General features: G+C 68.4%; 24 protein-coding genes. 3 read left to right on the plus strand and 21 right to left on the minus strand.

Features of this window, described 5'->3' with window-relative positions:
• Nucleotides 1-39: 39 nt before the first annotated feature.
• The 15 genes from GD429_RS23675 to GD429_RS23745 form a co-directional block, all read right to left on the minus strand.
• Nucleotides 40-1170 carry a porin gene (locus GD429_RS23675; RefSeq protein ID WP_152860445.1) on the minus strand — a complete coding sequence of 377 codons (1131 nt, stop codon included), beginning with the start codon at nucleotides 1168-1170 and terminating at the stop codon, nucleotides 40-42.
• A gap of 271 nt (nucleotides 1171-1441) precedes the next feature.
• On the minus strand, nucleotides 1442-2119 hold the full coding sequence (locus GD429_RS23680; RefSeq protein WP_152860447.1) for a response regulator: 678 nt from the start codon (nucleotides 2117-2119) through the stop codon (nucleotides 1442-1444).
• Between the two features lie 12 nt (nucleotides 2120-2131).
• Entirely contained in the window at nucleotides 2132-3499 is a 1368-nt protein-coding gene (locus GD429_RS23685; protein ID WP_152860581.1) for a sensor histidine kinase, read from the minus strand.
• 88 nt (nucleotides 3500-3587) lie between these two features.
• Entirely contained in the window at nucleotides 3588-4445 is an 858-nt protein-coding gene (locus GD429_RS23690) for an ABC transporter permease (protein WP_152860449.1), read from the minus strand.
• A 38-nt stretch (nucleotides 4446-4483) separates the two neighbouring features.
• Nucleotides 4484-5281, minus strand: a complete 798-nt coding sequence (locus GD429_RS23695; protein WP_152860451.1) for an ABC transporter ATP-binding protein — start codon at nucleotides 5279-5281, stop codon at nucleotides 4484-4486.
• Between the two features lie 108 nt (nucleotides 5282-5389).
• Entirely contained in the window at nucleotides 5390-6394 is a 1005-nt protein-coding gene (locus tag GD429_RS23700; protein ID WP_152860453.1) for an ABC transporter substrate-binding protein, read from the minus strand.
• Between the two features lie 164 nt (nucleotides 6395-6558).
• On the minus strand, nucleotides 6559-7341 hold the full coding sequence (gene fliR / locus GD429_RS23705) for a flagellar biosynthetic protein FliR (protein WP_152860454.1): 783 nt from the start codon (nucleotides 7339-7341) through the stop codon (nucleotides 6559-6561).
• A 23-nt stretch (nucleotides 7342-7364) separates the two neighbouring features.
• A complete protein-coding gene (fliQ, locus tag GD429_RS23710) occupies nucleotides 7365-7637 on the minus strand; it encodes a flagellar biosynthesis protein FliQ (RefSeq protein WP_006401718.1) in 273 nt (90 codons plus the stop codon).
• Nucleotides 7638-7656: 19 nt separating this feature from the next.
• Nucleotides 7657-8418 carry a flagellar type III secretion system pore protein FliP gene (fliP, locus tag GD429_RS23715; protein WP_152860456.1) on the minus strand — a complete coding sequence of 254 codons (762 nt, stop codon included), beginning with the start codon at nucleotides 8416-8418 and terminating at the stop codon, nucleotides 7657-7659.
• Between the two features lie 36 nt (nucleotides 8419-8454).
• The gene (gene fliO / locus GD429_RS23720) at nucleotides 8455-9027 is read right to left on the minus strand and encodes a flagellar biosynthetic protein FliO (RefSeq protein ID WP_152860458.1); all 573 of its coding nucleotides are present in this window, start codon (nucleotides 9025-9027) and stop codon (nucleotides 8455-8457) included.
• Nucleotides 9024-9515, minus strand: a complete 492-nt coding sequence (gene fliN, locus GD429_RS23725) for a flagellar motor switch protein FliN (RefSeq protein WP_152860460.1) — start codon at nucleotides 9513-9515, stop codon at nucleotides 9024-9026. Before fliN ends, fliO begins: the two co-directional genes overlap by 4 nt.
• Nucleotides 9508-10506, minus strand: a complete 999-nt coding sequence (gene fliM, locus GD429_RS23730; RefSeq protein ID WP_152860462.1) for a flagellar motor switch protein FliM — start codon at nucleotides 10504-10506, stop codon at nucleotides 9508-9510. Before fliM ends, fliN begins: the two co-directional genes overlap by 8 nt.
• A 22-nt stretch (nucleotides 10507-10528) precedes the next feature.
• The gene (gene fliL, locus GD429_RS23735; protein ID WP_152860464.1) at nucleotides 10529-11065 is read right to left on the minus strand and encodes a flagellar basal body-associated protein FliL; all 537 of its coding nucleotides are present in this window, start codon (nucleotides 11063-11065) and stop codon (nucleotides 10529-10531) included.
• 179 nt (nucleotides 11066-11244) lie between these two features.
• The gene (locus tag GD429_RS23740) at nucleotides 11245-11967 is read right to left on the minus strand and encodes an LrgB family protein (RefSeq protein WP_152860466.1); all 723 of its coding nucleotides are present in this window, start codon (nucleotides 11965-11967) and stop codon (nucleotides 11245-11247) included.
• A gap of 13 nt (nucleotides 11968-11980) precedes the next feature.
• On the minus strand, nucleotides 11981-12454 hold the full coding sequence (locus tag GD429_RS23745) for a CidA/LrgA family protein (protein ID WP_152860468.1): 474 nt from the start codon (nucleotides 12452-12454) through the stop codon (nucleotides 11981-11983).
• Nucleotides 12455-12594: 140 nt separating this feature from the next.
• On the opposite strand from GD429_RS23745, the gene GD429_RS23750 reads away from it, so the two are divergent.
• Entirely contained in the window at nucleotides 12595-13521 is a 927-nt protein-coding gene (locus GD429_RS23750; RefSeq protein WP_152860470.1) for a LysR family transcriptional regulator, read from the plus strand.
• 63 nt (nucleotides 13522-13584) lie between these two features.
• On the opposite strand, the gene GD429_RS23755 is transcribed toward GD429_RS23750, so the two are convergent.
• The 3 genes from GD429_RS23755 to GD429_RS23765 form a co-directional block, all read right to left on the minus strand.
• Nucleotides 13585-13833, minus strand: a complete 249-nt coding sequence (locus GD429_RS23755; RefSeq protein ID WP_152860472.1) for a type II toxin-antitoxin system Phd/YefM family antitoxin — start codon at nucleotides 13831-13833, stop codon at nucleotides 13585-13587.
• A gap of 113 nt (nucleotides 13834-13946) precedes the next feature.
• Nucleotides 13947-15509 carry a DHA2 family efflux MFS transporter permease subunit gene (locus GD429_RS23760; protein WP_152860474.1) on the minus strand — a complete coding sequence of 521 codons (1563 nt, stop codon included), beginning with the start codon at nucleotides 15507-15509 and terminating at the stop codon, nucleotides 13947-13949.
• 177 nt (nucleotides 15510-15686) lie between these two features.
• Nucleotides 15687-16175 carry a MarR family winged helix-turn-helix transcriptional regulator gene (locus tag GD429_RS23765; protein ID WP_152860476.1) on the minus strand — a complete coding sequence of 163 codons (489 nt, stop codon included), beginning with the start codon at nucleotides 16173-16175 and terminating at the stop codon, nucleotides 15687-15689.
• Between the two features lie 174 nt (nucleotides 16176-16349).
• On the opposite strand from GD429_RS23765, the gene GD429_RS23770 reads away from it, so the two are divergent.
• Together GD429_RS23770 and GD429_RS23775 are read left to right on the plus strand one after the other, a co-directional pair.
• The gene (locus GD429_RS23770; protein WP_152860478.1) at nucleotides 16350-16631 is read left to right on the plus strand and encodes a multidrug ABC transporter ATPase; all 282 of its coding nucleotides are present in this window, start codon (nucleotides 16350-16352) and stop codon (nucleotides 16629-16631) included.
• Between the two features lie 265 nt (nucleotides 16632-16896).
• Nucleotides 16897-18459, plus strand: a complete 1563-nt coding sequence (locus tag GD429_RS23775) for an efflux transporter outer membrane subunit (protein ID WP_152860480.1) — start codon at nucleotides 16897-16899, stop codon at nucleotides 18457-18459.
• A 24-nt stretch (nucleotides 18460-18483) separates the two neighbouring features.
• Here GD429_RS23775 and GD429_RS23780 read toward each other — a convergent pair whose 3' ends face one another.
• Genes GD429_RS23780 through gspL form a run of 3 tightly spaced genes read right to left on the minus strand, consistent with a single transcriptional unit; the run spans nucleotide 18484 to nucleotide 21177 of the window.
• The gene (locus tag GD429_RS23780) at nucleotides 18484-19272 is read right to left on the minus strand and encodes a type II secretion system protein N (protein WP_152860482.1); all 789 of its coding nucleotides are present in this window, start codon (nucleotides 19270-19272) and stop codon (nucleotides 18484-18486) included.
• Between the two features lie 31 nt (nucleotides 19273-19303).
• On the minus strand, nucleotides 19304-19810 hold the full coding sequence (gene gspM / locus GD429_RS23785; protein WP_034183975.1) for a type II secretion system protein GspM: 507 nt from the start codon (nucleotides 19808-19810) through the stop codon (nucleotides 19304-19306).
• Nucleotides 19807-21177 (minus strand): type II secretion system protein GspL, encoded by a 1371-nt coding sequence (gene gspL / locus GD429_RS23790; protein ID WP_321574818.1) that lies wholly within the window; start codon nucleotides 21175-21177, stop codon nucleotides 19807-19809. The genes gspM and gspL overlap by 4 nt, the downstream gene beginning before the upstream one ends.
• Between the last annotated feature and the right edge of the window lie 25 nt (nucleotides 21178-21202).

Here is a 21202-nt window from a genome sequence, read left to right on the forward strand (position 1 = left end):
GGGCCCGATGGGCCCCGCGCCGGATGGCCGGCCCCGAGATCAGAAACGCGTACGGACGCCCGAAGTCAGCTCGAGCTGGTTCTTCGCGCCGAACGTCGACGCGGCCGTGTAGCCGCCATGCAGCTTCATGTAGTCGCCGGCCAGGTACACCTCGGTGCGCTTGCTCAGGTGATAGAACACCGACCCGTAGATCGTCTCCTTGAAGCCGTTGGCGACGCCGTTGGTCAGGCTGAACGCGCCGAGGTTCGCGTTCGGCGTGAAGCCGTCCGCGTTGTTCGCGGCGTTCTTGATGCGCATCTGCTGGTAGCCGAGCTCGTAGTCGAGCGCGCCCTTCGGCGCGATCTTCATCGACACCGTCCACGAATCGTCGTGGCGCTGGCCGAGCGCGCCCTGGTCGCCGTTGTAGCGGAAGTAGCCGGCGTTCAGGCGCACGATGTCGAACGTGTAGTTGCCGCCGACCGAGAACGTCTGGTTCCTGAAGCCGCCGTGGTTCACGTGGTTGTAGAAGCCCGACACGTTGAACGGGCCGCCGTTGTAGCCGAGCGCGGCCTGGTACGCGGAGCCGGTCGCGAACTGCGTCGAGTTGCTGAACTGGTAGCCGGCGCTCGCGAAGATGCCGTTGCTGAACAGCTTCTTCCACGCGATGCCGTTGTTGTAGCGCGTGCCGGTCGGGCCGGCCGCGTAGAAGATCATCTGCTTGAAGTTGTTCGAGTTGGTCCAGCCGCCTTCCTCGGTCGACAGCTTCGCGGAGCCGTACGGGTCGCCGTAGATCGCCGCCGAGTCGCGCGCGATGGTGTTCTGGAAGCCGGCCGTCAGCTTGCCGAAACGTTCGTCCTCGACACCGACCCACGCGTCGCGGTCGAAGATCTGGCCTTCGTCTTCCATCTGGCCGTTCGCGACCACGAATTCGCTTTCGAGGCGGAAGATGATCTTCGTGCCGCCGCCGATGTCTTCGGCGCCTCGCAGGCCCCAGCGGCTGCCGCTGAACCACGGCTCGCCTTGGTTGCCCATGCCGATCACGTGATTGCCGTTCGCGTCGGCGTGGGTCCGGTAGGTCGGAAAGCTCAGGTCCATCAGGCCGTAGAGCTGCACGCTCGACTGCGCATGCGCCTGGGTGCCGGCGCACAGGCCAGCCGCCGCGATGGAAAGGGCAAGGGTTTTTCGTTTCAAGATCGTCTCCTCCGAGCTGCCGCATTGAAATCTGGTCGTTGGCAGTACGCAATGTATGCCGACTCTTGCCGGCCACAGCGAGAGGGCCGACGCGTAGCATCGTAGAGGGTGCAATCCTTCACGACGCTTTCCCGGACGCAAGAATCGGATCGGTGAAAACACCGAACGCGCAACAATCGCGAATCGGGCAGGCGCGCGGATGCTCGCCTGCCGGGTTTCCGGAGGCGTTTCGTGATACGAATCGATGTAAAGGGCGGAGAAAGAGCGCCCGTCAGTCGTGCGCGCTCTTCGCACGCAGGATGTAACCGAGCCCGCGCAGCGTGATGATCTCGGCCGTACTGCCCGCGAGATGCTTGCGCAGCCGGTGGATGTAGATGTCGATCGCGTCGGCGCTCGGCTCGTCGTCGAGCGCGAACACGCTGTCCATCAGCCGCGCCTTCGACACCGTCTTGTTCTGCTGCAGCATCAGCGTTTCGAGGATCGCGTGCTCGCGGCGGCGCAGCGCGAGCACGGTTTCGCCGCAGCGGAATTCGCGCGTGCCGAACGCATAGACGAGATCGCCGCACACGAGCTGCGCCGTGCCGACGCCGGCCTGCCGGCGGATCAGCGCGCGAATCCGCGCGACCAGCTCGCGCGACTCGAACGGCTTCACGACGTAATCGTCGGCGCCCGCGCCGAAGCAGTCGACCTTGTCGTCGACCGAGCCGTGCGCGGTCAGCATCAGCACCGGCACGTTGTCGTTGCGGCGCCGCAACCGCGCGAGCACTTCCTTGCCGCTGATGCCGGGCAGCCGCATGTCGAGCAGCACCGCGTCGTAGCGTTCGGTCTTCAGCACCGTGTCGGCGCGTTCGCCGTCGCCGACGCTGTCGACTGCGAAATCCTCGCCGCGCAGCAGGTTCACGATCCAGTGCGCGAGTTCGGCGTTGTCTTCGACCAGCAGGAGTTTCATGACGGCATCTCTTCAATCGTAGGCGGGCAGCCGTACGGTCACAACGATACCGCGATTGCCGGGCCCCGGCGCAAGCGACGCGCTGCCGCCGTGCGCCTGCGCGATCTCGCGGACGATCGCGAGCCCGAGGCCCGAGCCCTCGGTGTCGGACGACACGCGGTAGAAGCGCTTGAACACGTGCGGCCGCGCTTCGGCCGGAATGCCGGGGCCGTTGTCGACCACGTCGAGTACGATCGCGTCGCCGTCGCGCCGCGCGGCGACCGTCACGCAGCCGCCCGGCTGCGTGTAGCGCACCGCGTTGTCGACGAGGTTCATCACCAGCGCGGTCAGCAGGCTGTCGCTGCCCGCGACGTCGAGCCGCTCGCCGAGATCGGCGCCGAGGTCGATGTCGCGCCGCTGCGCGAGCACGATCGTTTCCTCCAGCACGCTCGACACCACGGCCGCGAGATCGACGCGATGGGTCAGGAGCGTCGACGGCGTCGCTTCCGCATGCGCGAGCAGCAGCAGCTTGTCGGTCACGTCGGCCATCTTGCGGCTGCTGCGCTGCATGCTGTCGAGCACCGACGCGAGTTCCTCATCGTCGTGGCCGCGCCGCTGCGCGTACTGGATCTGCGTGTCGAGCACCGCGATCGGCGTGCGCAACTGGTGCGCGGCGTCCGCGATGAAGCGGCGCTGCGTGGCCGTATGCGTGTTGAGCCGCGCGATGCACTGGTTGATCGCGTCGACGATCGGCCGCAGCTCGTGCTGGAGCCGCTCGGGGCGGATCGGCTCCAGCTCCATCGGCCCGCGGTCGGCGACATCGTCCTTCAGCTTCATCAGCGGGCGCAGCTCGAAGGTGAGGCCGAGGTAGACGAGCACCACCGCGAGCATCAGCATCAGCGACAGGCGCACGAGCTGCGGCCGCCAGATCGTGGCGACCATCGCGTTGCGCGAGCGCGTCGTCTTCGCGACGACGACCGTGACCGTCTCGATCTGCCCCTCGTCGTAAAGCTGGCGATCGTAGGCCACCGCGCGCAGCCGCACGCCGTCGAGCGACGTGTCGTACAGCGTCGGCTCGACGCCGTGCCGCGCGGGCACGGCGAGCGCCGGCGTGCCGGCCAGCAGGCGGTCGTGGCCGTCGATCACCTTGTAGAACACCGAATCCTGCGACGGCGATTCGAAGATCTCCAGCGCGGCCGGCGGCACATCGGCGACCGGCCGCCCGTTGCGCCATTCGACGTCCTCGCCGATCGTGCGCGCGGACGCGACGAGCGCGCTGTCCTGCACGAGCCCGGCCGTGGTCCGCGCGGTGTCGTACGACATCGCGCCGGCGATCAGCACGAACACCGCGAGCGGCAGCAGCAGCCACCACAGCAGCCGTCCGCGCAGGCTGTGCGCCATCCTGTTGCGCTCCTTCTCCGAAATGCCGAACCGCGCCGGGGTCGCCGGCGCGGTCGGGAGTGTCATGTCAGGCGTCCGGACGCCGCGTTCAGAACGCGGCGGGGCGCCACTTCAAGAGCCGCTTCTCGAGCCAGGTCAGCAGGTAGTCGGCGGCCAGCGCGACCACGGCCAGCACGATCATCGCCGCGAACACGCCGCTCGCGTTGAACGCGCCCTGGGCGGTGGAGATTAGCAGGCCGATGCCCTGCTTGGAACCCAGGAATTCGCCGACAACCGCGCCGACCAGCGCGAAGCCGAAGCTCACGTGCAGGCTCGCGAGAATCCAGCTCAGCGCGGACGGGATCACGACCGCCGTGGTGATCTGCCGGCGCGACGCGCCGAGGATCTGCGCGTTCGCGATCAGGTAGCGGTCGGCTTCGCGCACACCCTGGAACGCGTTGCCGAACACGACGAAGAACACCATCACGACGGCCAGCGCGATCTTCGACGCCATCCCGAGGCCGAGCGCGATCACGAAGATCGAGCCGAGCACCACGCGCGGAATCGAGTTCGCGATCTGGATATACAGGCCGAACACGTCGGCCATCAGCTTGTTGCGGCCGAGCACGATCCCGCAGATCACGCCGGCAACCGAACCGATTACGAAGCCGATCCCGGTTTCCTCGAGCGTGACCCATACCTGCGTGAGCAGCGGGCCCTGCGACGTGCCGTTCGCGAACCAGTCCTGGAGCTGCGCGAAGATCAGCGACGGCATCGAGAAGAAGAACGGATCGATCCATTTCAGCCGTGCGGCGAGTTCCCACCCGCCCAGCACGAGCACGAGCACGGCGATCCGCAGCGTGACGATCAGGTTGCGCCGGCGGCGCAGCCGGCGTTGCGCGGCGCGCTCGTCGTCCTCGAGCGTCGTCGCCGGTAGGGCGGTGGGGGGAAGCGTCATGTCGGTCATGCTCCTGTCCTTGCAGTTCTTGCCGTGCGGCGTATGCGTCAGCCGATCTGCACTTCTTCGCGCAGGTCGTGCCAGATGTCCTTGGAAATTTCGATGAAACGCGTGTCGTAGCGAATCTCCGACGTGACGCGCGGGCGCGGCAGGTCGATCTCGTACACGTGCTTGAGCGTCGCGGGGCGCGCGGTCAGCACGAACACGCGGTCGGCGAGCGCGATCGCCTCCTCGAGGTCGTGCGTGACGAACACGACCGAGCCCTTGTTCGCCGACCAGAGTTGCAGCAGCTCGTCCTGCATCAGCGTGCGCGTCTGCATGTCGAGCGCGGAGAACGGCTCGTCCATCAGCAGGATTTCCGGCTGGTTGATGAAGGTCTGCGCCAGTGCGACGCGCTTCCTCATCCCGCCGGAAAGCTGGTGCGGGTAGTGCTTCGCGAACTTGTCGAGGCCGACCTTGCGGATCCATTCCTCGGCCTGCGTATACGCGACGTCCTTCGAGCGGCCGCGGAACAGCGGGCCCGCCGCGACGTTGTCGATCACGTTGCGCCACGGGAACACGGCGTCGGCCTGGAACACGAAGCCGATGCGCGGGTCGATCCCGTCGACCGGGCGGCCCATCACGCGCACTTCGCCCGACACGGGCTTGAGCAGCCCGGTGATCAGGTTGAGCGTCGTCGATTTGCCGCAGCCGGTCGGCCCGACGATCGCGATGAACTCGCCGCGCGCGACGCTCATGCTGAAGTCGCGCAGTGCGACGGTAGCCTTGCCTTCCGGCGAAATGAAGCGGCACGACACATTGCGAAACTCGATCGCCGGTGTGCTCGGGGAGACTGCCTGGGTCATCGCATTCGTCCTGCGGGTGAAGAGGGCGTCGCATCGTGACGCAACGCCGGGCCGGTCAACCGGGCCGGAACGGGGAGCGCGCGGCGGCGGGATCGCCGCCGCCGCTGCTTACTTCGCGTTCACAAAATCGTTCGTGTAAGTGCGCGCCAGGTCGATGTGCTTGCCCTTCACCGACGGATTGAACGCCGACAGCACCTTCAGCACGGTCGCCGGGCCGTCGGCCGGCATTTTCGCGTCGGCGGTGAACATCGGCAGCGACGCCTTCAGCGCGCTCACGTACAGCGCCTTGTCCTTCTGGTAGTCGGCCGGCATCTTCGCCGCGATTTCCTCGGCGCTGTGCGTATGGATGAACTGCATCGTCTTAGCGAACGCGTGCGCGAGCTTGGTGGCTTCCGCCTTGTGCGAATCGGCCCATGCCGACTGCACGTACAGGCTGGCGGCCGGATAGGTGCCGCCGAGCGCCGCGCGCGTGCCGTCCAGCGTGCGCAGGTCGACCAGCACCTTCGCGTCGCCCATCTTCTCGAGCGCGGACACGGTCGGCTCGGTCGTCATCCCGGCGTCGATGCGGCCCTGCTTGATCGCGGCGATGAAGCTCGCGTCGGCGCCGACCGGCAGCATCGTGTACTGCGTCGACGGCACGCCGTGCGCGAGCGCGAGGTATTGCGTGAGGAAGCTCGTCGACGAGCCGAGGCCCGTCACGCCGAGCGTCTTGCCCTTCGCGTCGGCCATCGACTTGAAGGTCGGTGCGGCCTTGGTCGACACCATCTCGACTTCGCCCGGCACCTGGCCGAACACGGCAATCGCCTTCACGTCCTTGCCCTTGCTCTGCAGGTCGATCGTGTGGTCGTAGAAGCCGACGACGCCCTGCACGGCGCCCGCCAGCAGCTCGTTCTCGGCGTCGACGCCGGCCGGCTGCGACAGCAGCTCGACGTCGAGCCCTTCGGCCTTGAAGTAGCCGAGCTCCTGCGTGAGCCGCGCGGGCAGGTAGATCAGCTTCGCGATCCCGCCGACCATGATCGTGATCTTGCCGCCGTCGTCGGCAAAAGCGGGGGCAGCGGCAAGCGCGCAGCTCAGGCTGGCTGCAACGGCGAGGGTGCGCAGGATGGGTCGCATCGGGTCGTCTCCGTTCGTTGTATTCGTGTGGCGCGATGCTTGCTGCATCGTCACGACGAGTATAGGGAGACGAAACCTTCCGCTACCTTTCGCGGGCCGGCGATTCCTTTAGGGGTTTTCCAGCAACGGGGGGCCGGAACGGGCGGGGAACGGGGCCGGATGCGTCATCGCCAGCCGAGCAGCACACGCCCGATCGCATCCAGCCCCATGTCGAACAGGTGCGACACGAACGGCACGAGGTTCGGCACCATCAATTGCACGAGCAGCAGCCCGACCAGCATCGTGACGGGAAAGCCGACCTGGAACACGCCGATCTGCGGCGCCGCGCGGTTCAGGATGCCGAGCGCGAGGTTCGCGATCAAGAGCGCCGATACCACCGGCAGCGCGAGCAGCAGCCCCATCTCGAACACGGTCGCGCCGAACGCGGCGAGCGTGCGCCAGCCGGGCGCGTGCATCAGGTCGGCCGACACCGGCAGCGACTGGAACGACGCGGCGAGCGCGGCGAACACCTGCAGGTGGCCGTCCACCGCGAGGAATGCGAGCATCGCGACCGCGTTCAGGAAGCGCCCCATTACGGGCGTCGCGCCGCTCGTATGCGGATCGAAGAAAGTGGCGAAGCCGAGGCCCATCGACAGCCCGATGAAGTCGCCGGCCGCCTCGACGGCCGCGAACACGAGCTGCATCGTGAAGCCCATCGCGACGCCGATCAGGAACTGCGTGACGACGATCCAGATGCCCTGCGCAGAGAACACGGTGACGTCCGGCATCGCGCCGAGCGTCGGCGCGACGACCAGCGCCATGAACGCGGCGACGCCGATCTTCACGCGCACGGGCACCGCCGCGTGACCGACGACGGGCGCCGTCGCGACGAGCGCGAGCATCCGCACGAACGGCCACAGGAAGGCGGTGAGCCAGCCGTTGAGCTGCGCGTAGGTAACCGAGAACATCGCCGCCGGGCGTTAAGCGCGGCTCAGCCGGCGCCGAGCGTCGCGACGTGCAGCAGCGTCTGCCGCAGGTAGTCGAGCATCGTCGTCAGCATCCACGGGCCGGCGATCACGAGCGTCGCGGCGACCGCGAGCAGCTTCGGGATGAACGACAGCGTCGCCTCGTTGATCTGCGTCGCGGCCTGGAACAGGCTCACGACCAGGCCGACCGCGAGCGCGACCAGCAGCAGCGGGGCCGCGAGCAGCAGGCCGACCATCATCGCCTGGTGCGCGAGGGTCATCACTTGTTCGGGCGTCATCGAGAGATTCCTCCGCTGCTTACGTGAAGCTCTGCGCGAGCGAGCCGATCAGCAGTTGCCAGCCGTCGACCAGCACGAACAGCATCAGCTTGAACGGCAGCGACACGGTGGACGGCGACACCATCATCATCCCCATCGACATCAGCACGCTCGCGACGACCATGTCGATGATCAGGAACGGGATGAAGACCGTGAAGCCGATCTGGAAACCCGTCTTCAGCTCGCTCGTGACGAACGCGGGCACCAGCAGCGACAGCGGCACGTCCTCGGGGCCCTGCATCGGCGCGGCCTTCGAGATCTTCGCGAACAGCGCGAGATCGGTCTCGCGGGTCTGCTTCAGCATGAAGGTCTTGAACGGCGCGATGCCGCGCTGCACGGCCTGCTCCATCGGCATCGTGCCGTCGGAGAACGGCTTGTAGCCGTCGTTGTACGCACGGTCGAGCACCGGCGACATCACGAAGAAGGTGAGGAACATCGCGAGGCCGACGAGCACCTGGTTCGGCGGCGTCGTCGCGGTGCCGAGCGCCTGGCGCAGCAGCGACAGCACGATGATGATGCGCGTGAAGCTCGTCATCATCAGCACCATCGCCGGCAGGAACGACAGCATCGTGAGCAGCAGCATCGTCTGCACGCTCAGCGAATAGGTGGTGCCGCCGTGCGGGCCCGGGCTCGCGTTGAGCGCGGGCAGGCCGTTCGCCTGCGCGTACGCGAGCGCAGGGGCGACGCAGAGGATCAGCACGGGCGCGCAGCGCGCCGCGCGACGCAGGAATTCGTGTTTCATCGGAAGGCGGGAACGGAAAGAGGGCGCGGCGCCATGTCAGCGGTCCTTGCCGCGACCGAGCCGCTTCGCGGCTTCGCCCGCGAGCGCGTCGCGAAACCGCGAACCGAACGTGCCGGGCAGGCCGCCTTCGGACGGGGTGGCGCCGGCGGGCGCGTCGGCCGAACCCGATGCCGCGGCGGCGGTTGCCGCCGCCGGGCCGGCCGGCAGCGTATGCAGCAGCCGCACGTTGCCCGGCGCGACGCCGAGCACGAGCCAGGTGTCGCCGATCTCGACGATCGTCGCGCTTTCCTTCGCGCCGAGCCCGACGCTCGACACGACCTTCAGCGGGCCGCCGCGCCGCGCGGGCTGGAAGCCGAAGCGGCGCGCGAGCCACGCGCACGCGAACACGAGACCGATCACGACCGCGAGCCCGACGAGCGTCTGCAGCACCGCGCCGATGCCGAGCGACGGCGCGGCCGAGCCGTCCGTCACGCTCGACGCGATCGATCCGGCGTGGTTCACCGCGTTCATGTCGGCGGCGCCGGCCGGCGCGCAAACGAGCGTCGCGGCGACGGCAGCCGCCGCCGCGATCGCGATGCGTGCGCGGCGGCCGGGCTTCGCGACGTTCATCGATTGAGCTTCCGGATGCGTTCGGCCGGCGTGATGATGTCGGTGAGACGGATACCGAACTTGTCGTTGACCACCACCACCTCGCCCTGTGCGATCAGGCAGCCGTTCACGAGCACGTCCATCGGCTCGCCGGCCATGCCGTCCAGCTCGACCACCGAGCCCTGCGCGAGCTGCAGCAGGTTGCGGATCGCGATCTTCGTGCGGCCGAGCTCCACGGTCATCTTGACCGGGATGTCGAGGATCATCTCGATGTCGTTGTGCGTCGGGTTCGCCGCGGCCTTCGACAGCGGCTGGAACACGCCGGCGCCCGTCGCGCCCGCCTGCACCGGCTGATGGTTCTGCTCGGCGAGCGCGGCGGCCCAGTCGTCCAGGCCCTGTTCCTCTTCCGCAGCGGCCGGTGCCGCCTGCGCGTCGGCGGCCGATGCCGCGAGCGCCGCATCGGCGATGGCTTGCACGTCGTCCTCGGGCGTCTGGTTCAGCTCACTCATATCCACCTTCCTTCATCGTATCGCCCGCGCTGATCATCTTCTGCACGCGCAACGCATATTGACCATTGAAAATTCCGTAGCCGCACTCCATCACCGGCACGCCGTCGACCTTCGCGGTGATCGTGTCGGCGATTTCCAGCGGCAGCACGTCGCCCGCGCGCAGGTTCAGGATCTTCTCGAACGTCGACGGGATCTCGGCGAGATTCGCGCACAGCTCGACTTCGGCGGCCTGCACCTGCTGCGACAGCACGCGCACCCAGCGGCGGTCGACTTCGAGCGCCTCGCCCTGGATCGGCGAACTGAGCACGTCGCGGATCGGCTCGATCATCGAGTACGGCATGCAGATGTGCAGCGTGCCGCCCGTCGGCCCGAACTCGATCGAGAACTGCGTGACGATCACGATCTCGTTCGGCGTCGCGACGTTCGCGAACTGCGTGTGCATCTCCGAGCGCACGAATTCGAACTGCAGCGGCCGCACGCTCTTCCATGCGGTCGCGTAGTGCTCGAACACGAGGTTCAGCAGCTTGCCGATGATCCGCTGCTCGGTGGCCGTGAAATCGCGACCTTCGACGCGCGTGTGAAAGCGCCCGTCGCCGCCGAACAGGTTGTCGACGACGAAGAACACGAGGTTCGGGTCGAACACGAACAGCGACGTGCCGCGCAGCGGCTTCACGTGCACCAGGTTCAGGTTCGTCGGGATCGGCAGGTTGCGGGTGAACTCGCTGTACTTCTGCACCTTCACCTGGCTCACGGAAATTTCGGCCGTGCGCCGCATGAAGTTGAAGATGCCGATCCGCAGCAAGCGCGCGAAGCGGTCGTTGATGATCTCGAGGCCGGGCATCCGGCCGCGGACGATCCGCTCCTGCGTGGCGATGTTGTAGGGGCGGACGCCCGATGTGTCGCGCTTTTCGTCGACTGAATCGGTTTCGCCCGTGACGCCCTTGAGGAGGGCATCGACCTCCTCCTGGGACATGAACTCCTGGTGGCCCATGCGCGCTCCTTTCGCGGCCGCGTTACTGGACGACGAATTCGGTAAACAACACGTCGTCGACCTTCGCGCGCTGGTTGCCCGGTTGCGTCGGCTGCTCGATCAGGTCCCGCAGCTCGTTCGCGAGCGAACGTTTGCCGTCCGGCGTCGCGAGATCCTCGGGATGCTTGCTCGACAGCGCGAGCAGGATCCGGCTGCGGATCTCCGGCATCCGCGCGGTCAGTTGCTCCTGCGCCTTCGGGTCGGTGAGCTTCAGCGACAGGCCGACGCGCAGGTAGTGCTGCGCGCCGTCCTCCGACTGCAGGTTCACGGTCAGCGGGTCGAGCGGGAAGAACACCGGCGCGGCGAGCGGCGGCGGCGCAGCGGGCGCGCTCGCATGGCCGACGCCTTCCTTGCTCAGGAACACGTACATGCCGCCGGCTGCGGCGGCGGCCGCGCCCAGCGCGATGACGGCGATGAGCGCGATGCGCTTGAACTTGCCGGATGAAGCCGGCTTGTCGGCGGTCGGGTTTGCGGTCGTGGAGGCCATGTGAATGCGTGCGTGATGTCTCGTAGCATGCATTGTTCGGCATCCGGGCCGAGGCCGATGGGCGGAAAAGAGGGGGGAATTGCGGCTATCTCAGGCGATTGTCGGCCGGCGCGGCTCGAGGCAGGGTGGGGCAGCGGCGCAAGGCGGTCATGCCGGGCGCGGCCGGCGCGGGACGGCACGCCGGGCGGGCGTTGGCCGTCCGGCGCGGGCCGTCAGATCGGCAGCAGCGTCAGCAGCGGCGCGATCAGCACCATCGCGACGCCGGCGATCATCATCGTGAGGCTCGACACGACGCCTTCCTCGCTGCCGATCTCGCGCGCCTTCGCGGTGCCCACGCCGTGGGCGGCCGCGCCGAACAGCGCGCCGCGCGCGAGCCGCGTGCGCATCGGCACGAGCGCAAGCACGATCTCGCCGAGCAGCATCCCGCAGATGCCGGTCGCGATCACGAACAGGGCCGTGAGATCCTTCGGCGCGTGGATCTTGTCCGACACGGCGAGCGCGAACGGCGTCGACACCGAGCGCGTCATCAGCGAGCGCTGCAGCTCGGGCGACAGGTGCAGCAGCTTCGCGAGCAGCAGCGACCCGCACACGCCCGCGCCGATCCCGACAGCGACGCCGACCGACAGCGACAGCCAGTGCCGGCGGATCAGGTCGCGATATTCATAGATCGGCACCGCGAACGCGATCGTCGCCGGGCCGAGCAGCCACATCAGCCAGCGCGTGTCGCGGAAGTAGACCGAATACGGGATGCCGGTCAGCAGGACGAGCAGCACCAGCACGCCCGGCACGAACACGAGCGGCGAGAACAGCAGCGTCTTCCTGTACGCGTAGAGCCGCTTCGACACGAAATACAGCACGACCGTCAGCACGAAGCAGCCGAACGAGATCGCGGTATTCACCCGGTCGGCGGGCAGGTTCGACAGCAAGGCAGGCATGCGCGGCTCCGGCTCAGTGGGCCACGGCGCTCAGGCGCGCGCGGCGGCGTTCGGCGAACACGCGCTGCGCGGCGAGCCGGCGTTCGAGCTTCGCGGCGAGGTCGACCGCGACGGCCACCGCGACCATCACGAACGCGGTGCCCGCGAGCATGACCAGCGCGATGCGCCAGCCGTCCTCGCGGAACAGCCCGCCGTACTGGACGGCCGCGACGGCGGCCGGCACGAAGAACAGCAGCATGTCGGACAGCAGCCAGTTCGCGCCGTCCTTCACCCACGCGGGTGCGACGCGGCCCGAGAACAGCAGCACGAGGAGCACCGCGAGGCCGATCACGCCGGACGGGATCGGCAGCCCGACCGTCCGCACGGCCCAGTCGACCGCCAGCCACAGCGCACCGAGCGCGGCGGCCTGCAGCGCGATCCGGCCCGTGCGCGTCATGCTGCCCGAAGCGGCAGGGCGGGCGGCGGCAGTAGCGGTCGGCTTGGTCATGGCAGGCTCCATACAGATATTCCGTTGATGGTGTGAGTATAGGGTTTCCCCTAACCATAAATAAAATGACTTGTCTCTATCCTTTACATTCCAATTCGGAATTCGGTTTGCAATCGTTGCACCAATGTGGGGAGTTTTCGATGGAATTGCGCGCGCTGCGGTACTTCGTCGAGGTGGTCCGCCAGCAGAGTTTCACCGCGGCGGCCGACAAGCTGTTCGTGACCCAGCCGACCATCAGCAAGATGGTGAAGGCGCTCGAGGACGAGATCGGTTCGCCGCTGTTGCTGCGCGACGGCAGGCAGATGGTGCTGACCGACGCGGGGCGGATCGTGTTCCAGCGCGGCCAGGACGTGCTCGCCGCGCAGGCGCAGCTGCAGTCGGAGCTGAACGATCTCGGCACGCTCGGGCGCGGCGAGCTGACGATCGGCATCCCGCCGCTCGGCGGCTCGCTGTTCACGCCGATCATCGCCGCGTACAAGCAGCGTTATCCGAACATCGAACTGAAGCTGTTCGAGCAGGGCGCGCGGATGATCGAGGCGGCGCTGATGTCGGGCGAACTGGAGCTGGGCGGGCTGCTGGAGCCGGTCGATCCCGCCACGTTCGACGTGCTGCCGATGGTGCGCGCGCCGCTGTGGCTCGTCGCGCCGCGCGAGTCGCGCTGGGAGGATCAAGCGACCGTGCCGCTCGCCGATCTCGCGCGCGAGTCGTTCGTGTTCTATGCGGAAAGCCTCGCGCTGCACGACGCGGTGCTCGATGCGTGCCGGAAGGCCGGCTTCACGCCGTCGATCGTGAGCCGCAGCGGCCATTGGGATTTCATGGCCGCGCTCGTGCATGCGGGCGTCGGCATTGCGCTGCTGCCGGAGCCTTATTGCCGGCGGCTCGACGCGGGGCAGTTCACGTGCCGGCCGATCGTCGAGCCGGAGATCACGTGGGCGATCGCGCTGGGCTGGCTGAAGAAGGGGTATCTGTCGCACGCGGCGCGCGCGTGGCTGGAAGTGGCGCGGGCCACGCTGCCGGTCGCGCCCGTCGACGATCTGGCGTTCGGCGGGTTGCGGGCGAGGGAGTGACGACCGGACGTGGCGCGTGGTCAGACGTGCTGGACGAGGCCCGAATCAATAGGCCGAGTTACATCACGCGTCGCCGCGAAACAACTGCCTGACTGTAGCGTCGCCCATCGCGTCGAAATCGTCCGGGATACGCATCTGCCCCTTCATGAACCCGATCCGGGCCAGTGGAACGGATTCGTGCGTATCGGCAGGCACGACCTTGACGAGCGACTTGGTGCCTTTCGTGATCGCGAAGGGTTCGCCGGTATGAACGACTGCGTCAATCAGTTGCTCAAGATTCGTCTTCACGTCACGCTTGTCGTAGCTTTGCATCGCATTTCCAGGATGAGCCGACTTCAAACGTCTCGTTACCCGGCCAACTGGGCCATACAGGGAAGGTTACGCTAATCGCGACACTACCGTAGCTTCGGGCTGCCATGTCGCCATCAATGCCCCATCGCCGGCCCCGCGCCCTTCCTCGGCTTCGTGATCCACACGAGCGCCGCGAGTGCGATGAACATCACCGCCGACAGGTGGAAGAAGTCGTTGGTCGCCATCATGAAGCCCTGCTGCGTGACCAGCTGGTTGAGCTGCGCATTGGCCGTCTGCCCGACGATGCCGAGCTGCGCGAGCGCGCCCTGGTAGTCGGTCGTGTTCTGCGCATAGACGCTCACCGATTCCGACAGCCGCGCGTGGTGGTAGATCGCGTCGTTTTCCCAGAACGTCGAGCTGGCCGCGGTGCCGATCGCGCCCGACAGCGTGCGCAGGAAGTTCGACAGCCCCGACGCGCTCGCGAGCCGCTCGTCGGAGATGCTCGACAGCGTGATCGTCGTCATCGGCACGAAGAAGCACGCGACGCCGATCCCCTGCACGAGCCGCGGCAGGATCACGTGGTTGAACGGCACGTCGAGCGTAAACGTCGCGTTCCACAACGACACGCCCGCGAACACGATGAACGCGAAGCTCGCGACCATCCGCAGGTCGAGCCGGTGCATGTTGCGGCCGATCAGCGGCGACAGCACCAGCGCGAGCAGCCCGACCGGCGCGGTCGCGAGGCCGGCCTTGCCGGCCGTGTAGCCCATCACCGTCTGCAGCCACAGCGGGAAGATCACGACCGAGCCGAAGAACGCCATGAAGCCGAACGAGATGATCAGCGCGCCGAGCGCGAAGTTGCGGTCCTTGAACAGCGACAGGTCGACCACCGGCTCCTTCTCGGTCGCCTCCCACACGAGCATGAACGCGAGCGACACGACCGCGATCAGCGCGAGCGCGACGATGAACGACGAGTTGAACCAGTCGCGGTCCTTGCCGAGGTCGAGCATCATCTGCAGGCACGACACGCCGATCACGAGCAGCGCGAGGCCGACCGCGTCGATCCGCTGCTTCGACGTCTTCGTCTCGCGGCCGCGCAGCAGGAAGTATGCGCAGGTCGCCGAGAATACGCCGATCGGCAGGTTGATGTAGAAGATCCACGGCCACGTGTAGTTGTCGCTGATCCAGCCGCCCAGCAGCGGGCCGAAGATAGGCGCGACGATCACCGTCATCGCCCATAACCCGAGCGCGAGACCGCGCTTCGCGGGCGGGTAGGTGCGCATCAGGATCGTCTGCGACAGCGGCACCATCGGCCCCGACACGAGGCCTTGCAGCAGCCGGAACGCGATCAGCGTCTCGAAGTTGGTCGCGAGGCCGCACAGCGCCGACGCGACCGTGAACGCGAGCACCGACAGCGTGAACAGCCGCACCTCGCCGACCCGCCGCGCGAGCCAGCCGGTCAGCGGCACCGCGATCGCGGACGCGACCGAGTACGACGAGATCACCCACGTGCCTTCGCTCGTCGCGACGCCGAGGCTGCCCGAGATGGTCGGCACCGCGACGTTCGCGATCGACGTGTCGAGCACTTCCATGAAGGTGCCGAGCGCGAGCCCGACGGTGAGCAGCGCGAGCGCACCGCCGGTCAGCGGCGCGGGTTCGGCGGCGGGGGAGGCGGCGGATGCCGTGGTGGCGGACATCGGAATCTCCTAGACGCGGCGCGCGCGACGCGCCGGCACAACGCACGGGTGCGCGACGCAGCGCGGCCCGGCCGGGTGGAACGGATCAGGAAAGAAACGCAGCACGTGCCTTGTCATCTTCTGCCCAGACAGAGAAATAAGCGAATGCTTAACCTATACATGTAGCCTCCGCGCGCATCAGCAGTCCGGTTCGTCGGGCTTCGGGCAATCGGTCGTGCCGGGCCCGTTGGCGATGAAGCGCTGCAGCAGGCCGGTGAGCGTCGCGAGTTCGTCGGCCGAGAAACCGTCGAGCTGCGCGTTGAGCGCGGTCGCGATCAGCGACGGCAGCGCGCGGGCCGCATCGGCGCCGCGTTCGGTCAGCGTCAGCTCGATCATCCGGCGGTCCTGCTCGCTGCGCGAACGCGCGACCAGCCCCTTGCGTTCGAGCCGGTCGAGCATCCGCGTCATCGAACCGCTGTCGTACGACATCTTGCGGGACAGCTCGAACGGCGTGCTCGCATAACCGCGCGACAGCAGCAGGATCACGCCGATCTGCTGCGCGGTGAGGTCGAGCGGCTCGAGCGCGCGGTCCATCCGCTCGACGAGCGCCTGCTTCGCCTTCGACAGGTAATAGCCGAGGCTCGTTTCCAGCGCGATGTTCTCGGGATCGTAGAGGCCGCCGGTCATACGATTGCGCACGCAGCAATAGTGCGTTTCAGGTTAAAACGCGCCCAGTATCTTGAAAAATGATTGCTTAGTCAATATTATTTGAGGCAACCAGTTACGACGTGCATGTTGCACTGCCGGAGACTATGTTCTGACCGATTCGCCCGCGCTGCCGGGCACCCGAGGATGTTCGCGATGCTGTTCCTGAAAAATGCCGCCGGCGCGCTGCGCCGCAACCTGACCGATACCGCTCAACACGTGTTTTCCGGGCCGCACCGCGGCTGGAAAATCGCGCTTTACGTGACGATGCTGGTCGTGCCGGGCGGCTCGCTCGCGGCGCTCGGGTTCGCATGGTTCGATCATCGCCGGCAGCGCAACGCGAAGGGCGGCGTACGCCGCACGGGCCAGCCGGCCGCAACGGAGCCGTCATGGCGGCCCGCCGCCGAACCTGTCCCGGTGCCCGTGCGCTGCCACTGACGCCGCCTCCCGTCCTCCTGACCGTTCCGACTGATCGCCGGCCGCGCCCGCCGCGGCCGCCGTCGCGCGCCTGTCTCGCCGCAAGCGATCCGTAATGGCCGGTAAACCAGCCGGTCGCGCCGGTAACACATTCCGGCCGCCGCGCACCGTACCCTTGGGTCTGCGCAGCTTTCCCGCCGTCAGTTACCATTTGTCCGCCAGCGGCATGACGACCGCATCGCGCGACGCCGCTCGCCGGCCGTTGCGCCCAGACAGGAAAACCACGATGCCGTACGCCTCCCTCCCGCGCGCCCTTCGCCCGCTGAGCGCCGCCGTCGCCGTTGCGACGGCCGTGCTGCTCGCCGGCTGCGCCGTCGGGCCCGACTATCACCGGCCCGACACGTCGATCCCCGCCGCATTCAAGGAAGCGCCGGCCGGCTGGAAGGTCGCACAGCCCGCCGATCGCGCCGACCGCGGCCCGTGGTGGACGGTCTACAACGATCCGCAGCTCGATGCGCTGATCGGCAAGCTCAACGCGTCGAACCAGACCATCGCGCAATCGGCGGCCGCATACCGGCAGGCGCGCGCGCTCGTCACCGAGGCGCGCGCCGCGTATTTCCCGACCGTCGGGCTGACCGCGTCGGGCTCGCGCGCCCGCACGCCGCGCACGTCGAGCGCTTCGTCGAGTTTCGGCAGCGGCTCGTCCGGATCGATCGGCAACAGCTATAGCGTCGGCCTCGACGCGAGCTGGGAGCCCGACCTGTGGGGCAAGGTGAGCCGTACCGTCAGCGCGCAGCGCGCCGGCGAAGCGGCCGCGGCGGCCGATCTCGCGAACGCGCGGCTGTCGCAGCAGGCGCTGCTCGCGCAAACCTATTTCCAGCTGCGCACGTCCGATGCGCTGCAGAAGCTGCTCGACGACACCGTGAAGTCGTACGCGCAGTCGCTGAACCTCACGCAGAACCAGTACGCGCAGGGCGTCGCCGCGCGCGCGGACGTGATCCAGGCGCAGACGCAACTGCAGAGCGCGCAGGCAGCGTCGATCGACAACGGCGTCGCGCGCGCGCAGTTCGAGCACGCGATCGCGACGCTGATCGGCGAACCGGCGTCGACCTTCTCGCTGCCGCCGAACCCGCTCGCGGCCGAGCCGCCGATCACGCCGGTCGACGTGCCGTCCGCGCTGCTCGAGCGCCGGCCCGACATCGCGGCCGCCGAGCGCCGCGCGGCAGCCGCGAACGAGCAGATCGGCGTCGCGATTTCCGCGTTCTTTCCGACGCTCACGCTGTCGGCCACCGGCGGTTTCCAGAGTTCGGTGTGGTCGCAGCTGTTCACGCTGCCGGCGCGTTTCTGGACGGTCGGCCCGCAACTCGCGGCCACGCTGTTCGACGCGGGGCTGCGCGCCGCGCAGACCGACGCCGCGCGCGCGACCTACGACCAGGACGTCGCCGCGTATCGCCTCGCGGTGCTCACCGCGTTCCAGGATGTCGAGGACAACCTCGCGTCGCAGCGCATCCTCGCGCAGGAAATCGACGTGCAGCGGCAGGCCGTCGACAGCGCCGAGCACGCGCTCGCGATCGTCACGAACCAGTACAAGGCCGGCACGGTCGCGTACCTGAACGTGCTGACCGCGCAGACCACCGCGTTTACCGCGCAGCAGAAGCTCGCGACGATCGCCGGGCAGCGGATGGCGTCGTCGGTCGGGCTCGTGAAGGCGCTCGGCGGCGGCTGGGAAGCGTCGGACATGACGCGCGAGACGGGCGACATGGCTGCGCCGGCGCCTGTGCCGGCGTCCGGTGCGGCCGTGCCCGCGGCAACCGCACCGTCGGCAGCCGCGCCGCTCGCGCAGAAGTAAGAAGAGAAGAGGCCGACGCGCGCGTCAGCGCATCGCGTCGCCGAAGATCAGCGACACCTCGTTGTTCCCGATCGGGTGGCCGAGCAGGTTCAGCAGCCCCGCGAGGTTCGCCTGCTGCTCGGGCGCCGCATGCGCGGTGCCGCGGAACGATCCCTGGCCTGCGCCGAAGCTGCCGTGCCCGTCGAGAAACAGCGGGCCCTGCGTCGTCGACAGGTCGAGATCGGCACTCCCCCCCTTCGCCTGCAGCACCGCGCGGTACGAACCGAGCGGCTTCACGCGCGACACGCGCGAACTCATCGAGTCGATCGTCACCGTCAACTGGCCGAACGCGTTGTTGCCGAACAGGCGCCAGTCGCTCCAGCCGAGCCGAACGTCGCCCTGCAGGTCGAGCGTGTTGAACGGCGCGCCGAGCCCCGCGAGCAGCGACGCCGGCACGGCCATCGTGCCCGCCGACAGCACCGCGCCGCGCCACGTCGCATCGAGCGTGACGGCATCGGGCATCGCCTCGGTCTGCCGCATGCGCATCTGCACGCGCCCGGTCAACAGCGGCCAGAAGCGCGTGGTCCATTCGACCCGGCCCGGCAGCAGCGTCGCCGCGCTCTGGTCGGCGCCCGGCGCGAGCATCAGCGTGCCGGAGCCGTGCCACAGCGATCCGTCCGGATCGACGAGATTCACGTGAGCGCCGGTTGCACGCGCGAACTGCGGCGCAATCCACGCCGCCGGCGCAAGCGCGACGAGCGTCACCGCCGTCGCCAGTCCGCCCGCCAGTACCCACGGCAATGCGGTGGCGAGCCGCTTCGTCCATGGCCTCATCGGCCAACCGCCACTTGCGTCATCCACTGCGTCATTTCTGCGTCGACGGTTGCATCACTGCCGTCAGGTCGACCTGGCCGTCGTCCTTCAGCGCGGTCGCGTGCGCCTCGCCGACCTGCACCTTGAACTGCCGGCGCGCATCGTCGAGCCACTGCGTCCACGCCGGGAACGACACGTTCTTCATCTGGATCTGCACGCCGTTGCCGACGATCTGCACCTGCGCACCCTGCAGCCCGTGATCGGACAGCGACGCGGTCAGCGCGTCCTTCAGCGCCAGGCCGGTCGGTGCGACGCCCTGCGCGGCGGCCGTCAGCGACTTCGCCTCGTTCGCCTGCGCGGTCATCTGCGCGAGTTCGCGACGCATATTCGGCAGCTCGCGCTGGATCCGCGCGCGGCCTTCCTGCGCCGGCGACCACAGCACCGAATACGCGATCGCGACCGCCAGCACGGCGCCGCCCCAGCCGAGCAGCATCTTCTCGCGCTGCGAGCGCTCGCCCCAGAACTGGGTCAGCGTCTGGTTCAGTTGTTCCGTCTTCATGAGCGGCTCCGGATCGTCCATTTGCCCGTGTTGCTGTCGACTTCGCCGGACAGGCCGTTGCGCGCGAGGCGCTGCGTGAAATCGGGATCGACCTTGACCTCCGGCTTGAAGCCGACGTCGAGCCGCCGGTCGTGATAGTCGAGCGACGCGATGCCGTTCAGCGGCAGCGCGCCCATCGAGCGCGTCAACCCGCTCGCCAGCGCGAGGAAATCGTTCGGCGACAGCTCGCCGGCCGCCAGGCGCAGCTGGTCGAGCTGGCGCTGCATCTGCGCGGGCGGATCGAGCACCGTCGTCGTCTTCGGGAACGCGGACAGCAGCGTCTCGGTGATCTGCGCGGACAGCGCATCGCGCTCGCGCGACAGCTTCCACCAGTGCAGGTTCATCCCGATCACCGCGACGCCGAGCGTCGCCGCGACGAGTGCGAGCGGCACGCGCAGGCGCTTCACCGTCGCGCGGTCGAAGCGCCACGGCTGCGATTCGAATTCGAACTGGCACAGATCGAAACGCTCGGTCAGCGCGCGCCGCGCGAACGCGTCGAACGACAGCGGCGCGGCGCCCGGCAGCAGCGGGCCGTCGGTGCGGCCGACCGACGCGAGCCGCGGCTCCGCGCCCGGCTCGCCGAGTTCGTACAGTTCGACGTCGCCGCCGCCCGCGAGCGCGGCCAGCGTGGCGGCCGCGCGCGACGCGGGCGCCGCGAAGCCTTCGCCGAGCGCACCGCGCGCAACCGCGAGTTCAAGGCGCGGCGCACCGGCCACGGCCGGCAGCGCGCCGGCTTCGACGAGCGCCGGTTCGACCGCCGTCGCAAGCCCGAGCACCGCGGCGACTGTCGCCGGGCGGGCGGGCGGCTCGACGACGACCGCGGCATCGGCAGCGTGGGCCGCTTCTCCGTCGGCCGGCGCGGCCATTGCCGTTTCGACCGACGCGCGCGGCGCCGGCAGGCAGCGGGTCGCGGGCACCGCGCTCAGGTGCCGGTGGCCGGCCGCCGCGAACGCGTCGCAGATCGCGCGGAACCACGCGCGATCGACGACGGCCAGCACGCGGCGCCCGTCGGGCAGTGCGGCCGGATCGAGCGCGATGTGGCAGCCGAGCGGATCCTGGATCAACTGATCCTCGACGATGTTGGGCAGCGCCTGGCGCAGCTTCGGCCCCTTGAGCGGCGGCACCTTCGCGGCCAGCAGCAGCACGTCGCGCGCGGCGACGATCAGCACTGTCGCATTCGCGCGCGGCAGCAGCGAGAGCGCGGCGCGGCCCGCGCGCAGCACCTGGCCGGCCTTGTCGACGAGCATGAACGGCAGCTCGGGCCACTGCCATTCCTGCAACGGCACGGCAGGCTCGCGCGGCGGCAAAGAAACAATCAACGTGCTCACAAGAGCTCCTCTCCCGAATGGCGTC

This window comes from Burkholderia sp. BE17, assembly GCF_009362305.1.
GTDB classification, from domain to species: domain Bacteria; phylum Pseudomonadota; class Gammaproteobacteria; order Burkholderiales; family Burkholderiaceae; genus Burkholderia; species Burkholderia pyrrocinia_C.

What these genes read in the sequence shown, in the direction of transcription:
- GD429_RS23680 (WP_152860447.1), bottom strand. Translation starts at nt 2,119, where the DNA reads ATGAAACTCCTGCTGGTCGAAGACAACGCCGAACTCGCGCACTGGATC.
- gspM (WP_034183975.1), bottom strand. Translation starts at nt 19,810, where the DNA reads ATGAAGACGGAACAACTGAACCAGACGCTGACCCAGTTCTGGGGCGAG.
- fliQ (WP_006401718.1), bottom strand. Translation starts at nt 7,637, where the DNA reads ATGACGCCCGAACAAGTGATGACCCTCGCGCACCAGGCGATGATGGTC.
- GD429_RS23685 (WP_152860581.1), bottom strand. Translation starts at nt 3,499, where the DNA reads ATGGCGCACAGCCTGCGCGGACGGCTGCTGTGGTGGCTGCTGCTGCCG.
- fliR (WP_152860454.1), bottom strand. Translation starts at nt 7,341, where the DNA reads ATGTTCTCGGTTACCTACGCGCAGCTCAACGGCTGGCTCACCGCCTTC.
- GD429_RS23745 (WP_152860468.1), bottom strand. Translation starts at nt 12,454, where the DNA reads ATGACCAAGCCGACCGCTACTGCCGCCGCCCGCCCTGCCGCTTCGGGC.
- fliO (WP_152860458.1), bottom strand. Translation starts at nt 9,027, where the DNA reads ATGAACGTCGCGAAGCCCGGCCGCCGCGCACGCATCGCGATCGCGGCG.
- fliN (WP_152860460.1), bottom strand. Translation starts at nt 9,515, where the DNA reads ATGAGTGAGCTGAACCAGACGCCCGAGGACGACGTGCAAGCCATCGCC.
- GD429_RS23750 (WP_152860470.1), top strand. Translation starts at nt 12,595, where the DNA reads ATGGAATTGCGCGCGCTGCGGTACTTCGTCGAGGTGGTCCGCCAGCAG.
- fliM (WP_152860462.1), bottom strand. Translation starts at nt 10,506, where the DNA reads ATGGGCCACCAGGAGTTCATGTCCCAGGAGGAGGTCGATGCCCTCCTC.
- GD429_RS23770 (WP_152860478.1), top strand. Translation starts at nt 16,350, where the DNA reads ATGCTGTTCCTGAAAAATGCCGCCGGCGCGCTGCGCCGCAACCTGACC.
- GD429_RS23775 (WP_152860480.1), top strand. Translation starts at nt 16,897, where the DNA reads ATGCCGTACGCCTCCCTCCCGCGCGCCCTTCGCCCGCTGAGCGCCGCC.
- GD429_RS23780 (WP_152860482.1), bottom strand. Translation starts at nt 19,272, where the DNA reads ATGAGGCCATGGACGAAGCGGCTCGCCACCGCATTGCCGTGGGTACTG.
- GD429_RS23765 (WP_152860476.1), bottom strand. Translation starts at nt 16,175, where the DNA reads ATGACCGGCGGCCTCTACGATCCCGAGAACATCGCGCTGGAAACGAGC.
- fliP (WP_152860456.1), bottom strand. Translation starts at nt 8,418, where the DNA reads ATGAAACACGAATTCCTGCGTCGCGCGGCGCGCTGCGCGCCCGTGCTG.
- GD429_RS23700 (WP_152860453.1), bottom strand. Translation starts at nt 6,394, where the DNA reads ATGCGACCCATCCTGCGCACCCTCGCCGTTGCAGCCAGCCTGAGCTGC.
- fliL (WP_152860464.1), bottom strand. Translation starts at nt 11,065, where the DNA reads ATGCATGCTACGAGACATCACGCACGCATTCACATGGCCTCCACGACC.
- GD429_RS23755 (WP_152860472.1), bottom strand. Translation starts at nt 13,833, where the DNA reads ATGCAAAGCTACGACAAGCGTGACGTGAAGACGAATCTTGAGCAACTG.
- GD429_RS23695 (WP_152860451.1), bottom strand. Translation starts at nt 5,281, where the DNA reads ATGACCCAGGCAGTCTCCCCGAGCACACCGGCGATCGAGTTTCGCAAT.
- GD429_RS23740 (WP_152860466.1), bottom strand. Translation starts at nt 11,967, where the DNA reads ATGCCTGCCTTGCTGTCGAACCTGCCCGCCGACCGGGTGAATACCGCG.
- GD429_RS23690 (WP_152860449.1), bottom strand. Translation starts at nt 4,445, where the DNA reads ATGACCGACATGACGCTTCCCCCCACCGCCCTACCGGCGACGACGCTC.
- GD429_RS23760 (WP_152860474.1), bottom strand. Translation starts at nt 15,509, where the DNA reads ATGTCCGCCACCACGGCATCCGCCGCCTCCCCCGCCGCCGAACCCGCG.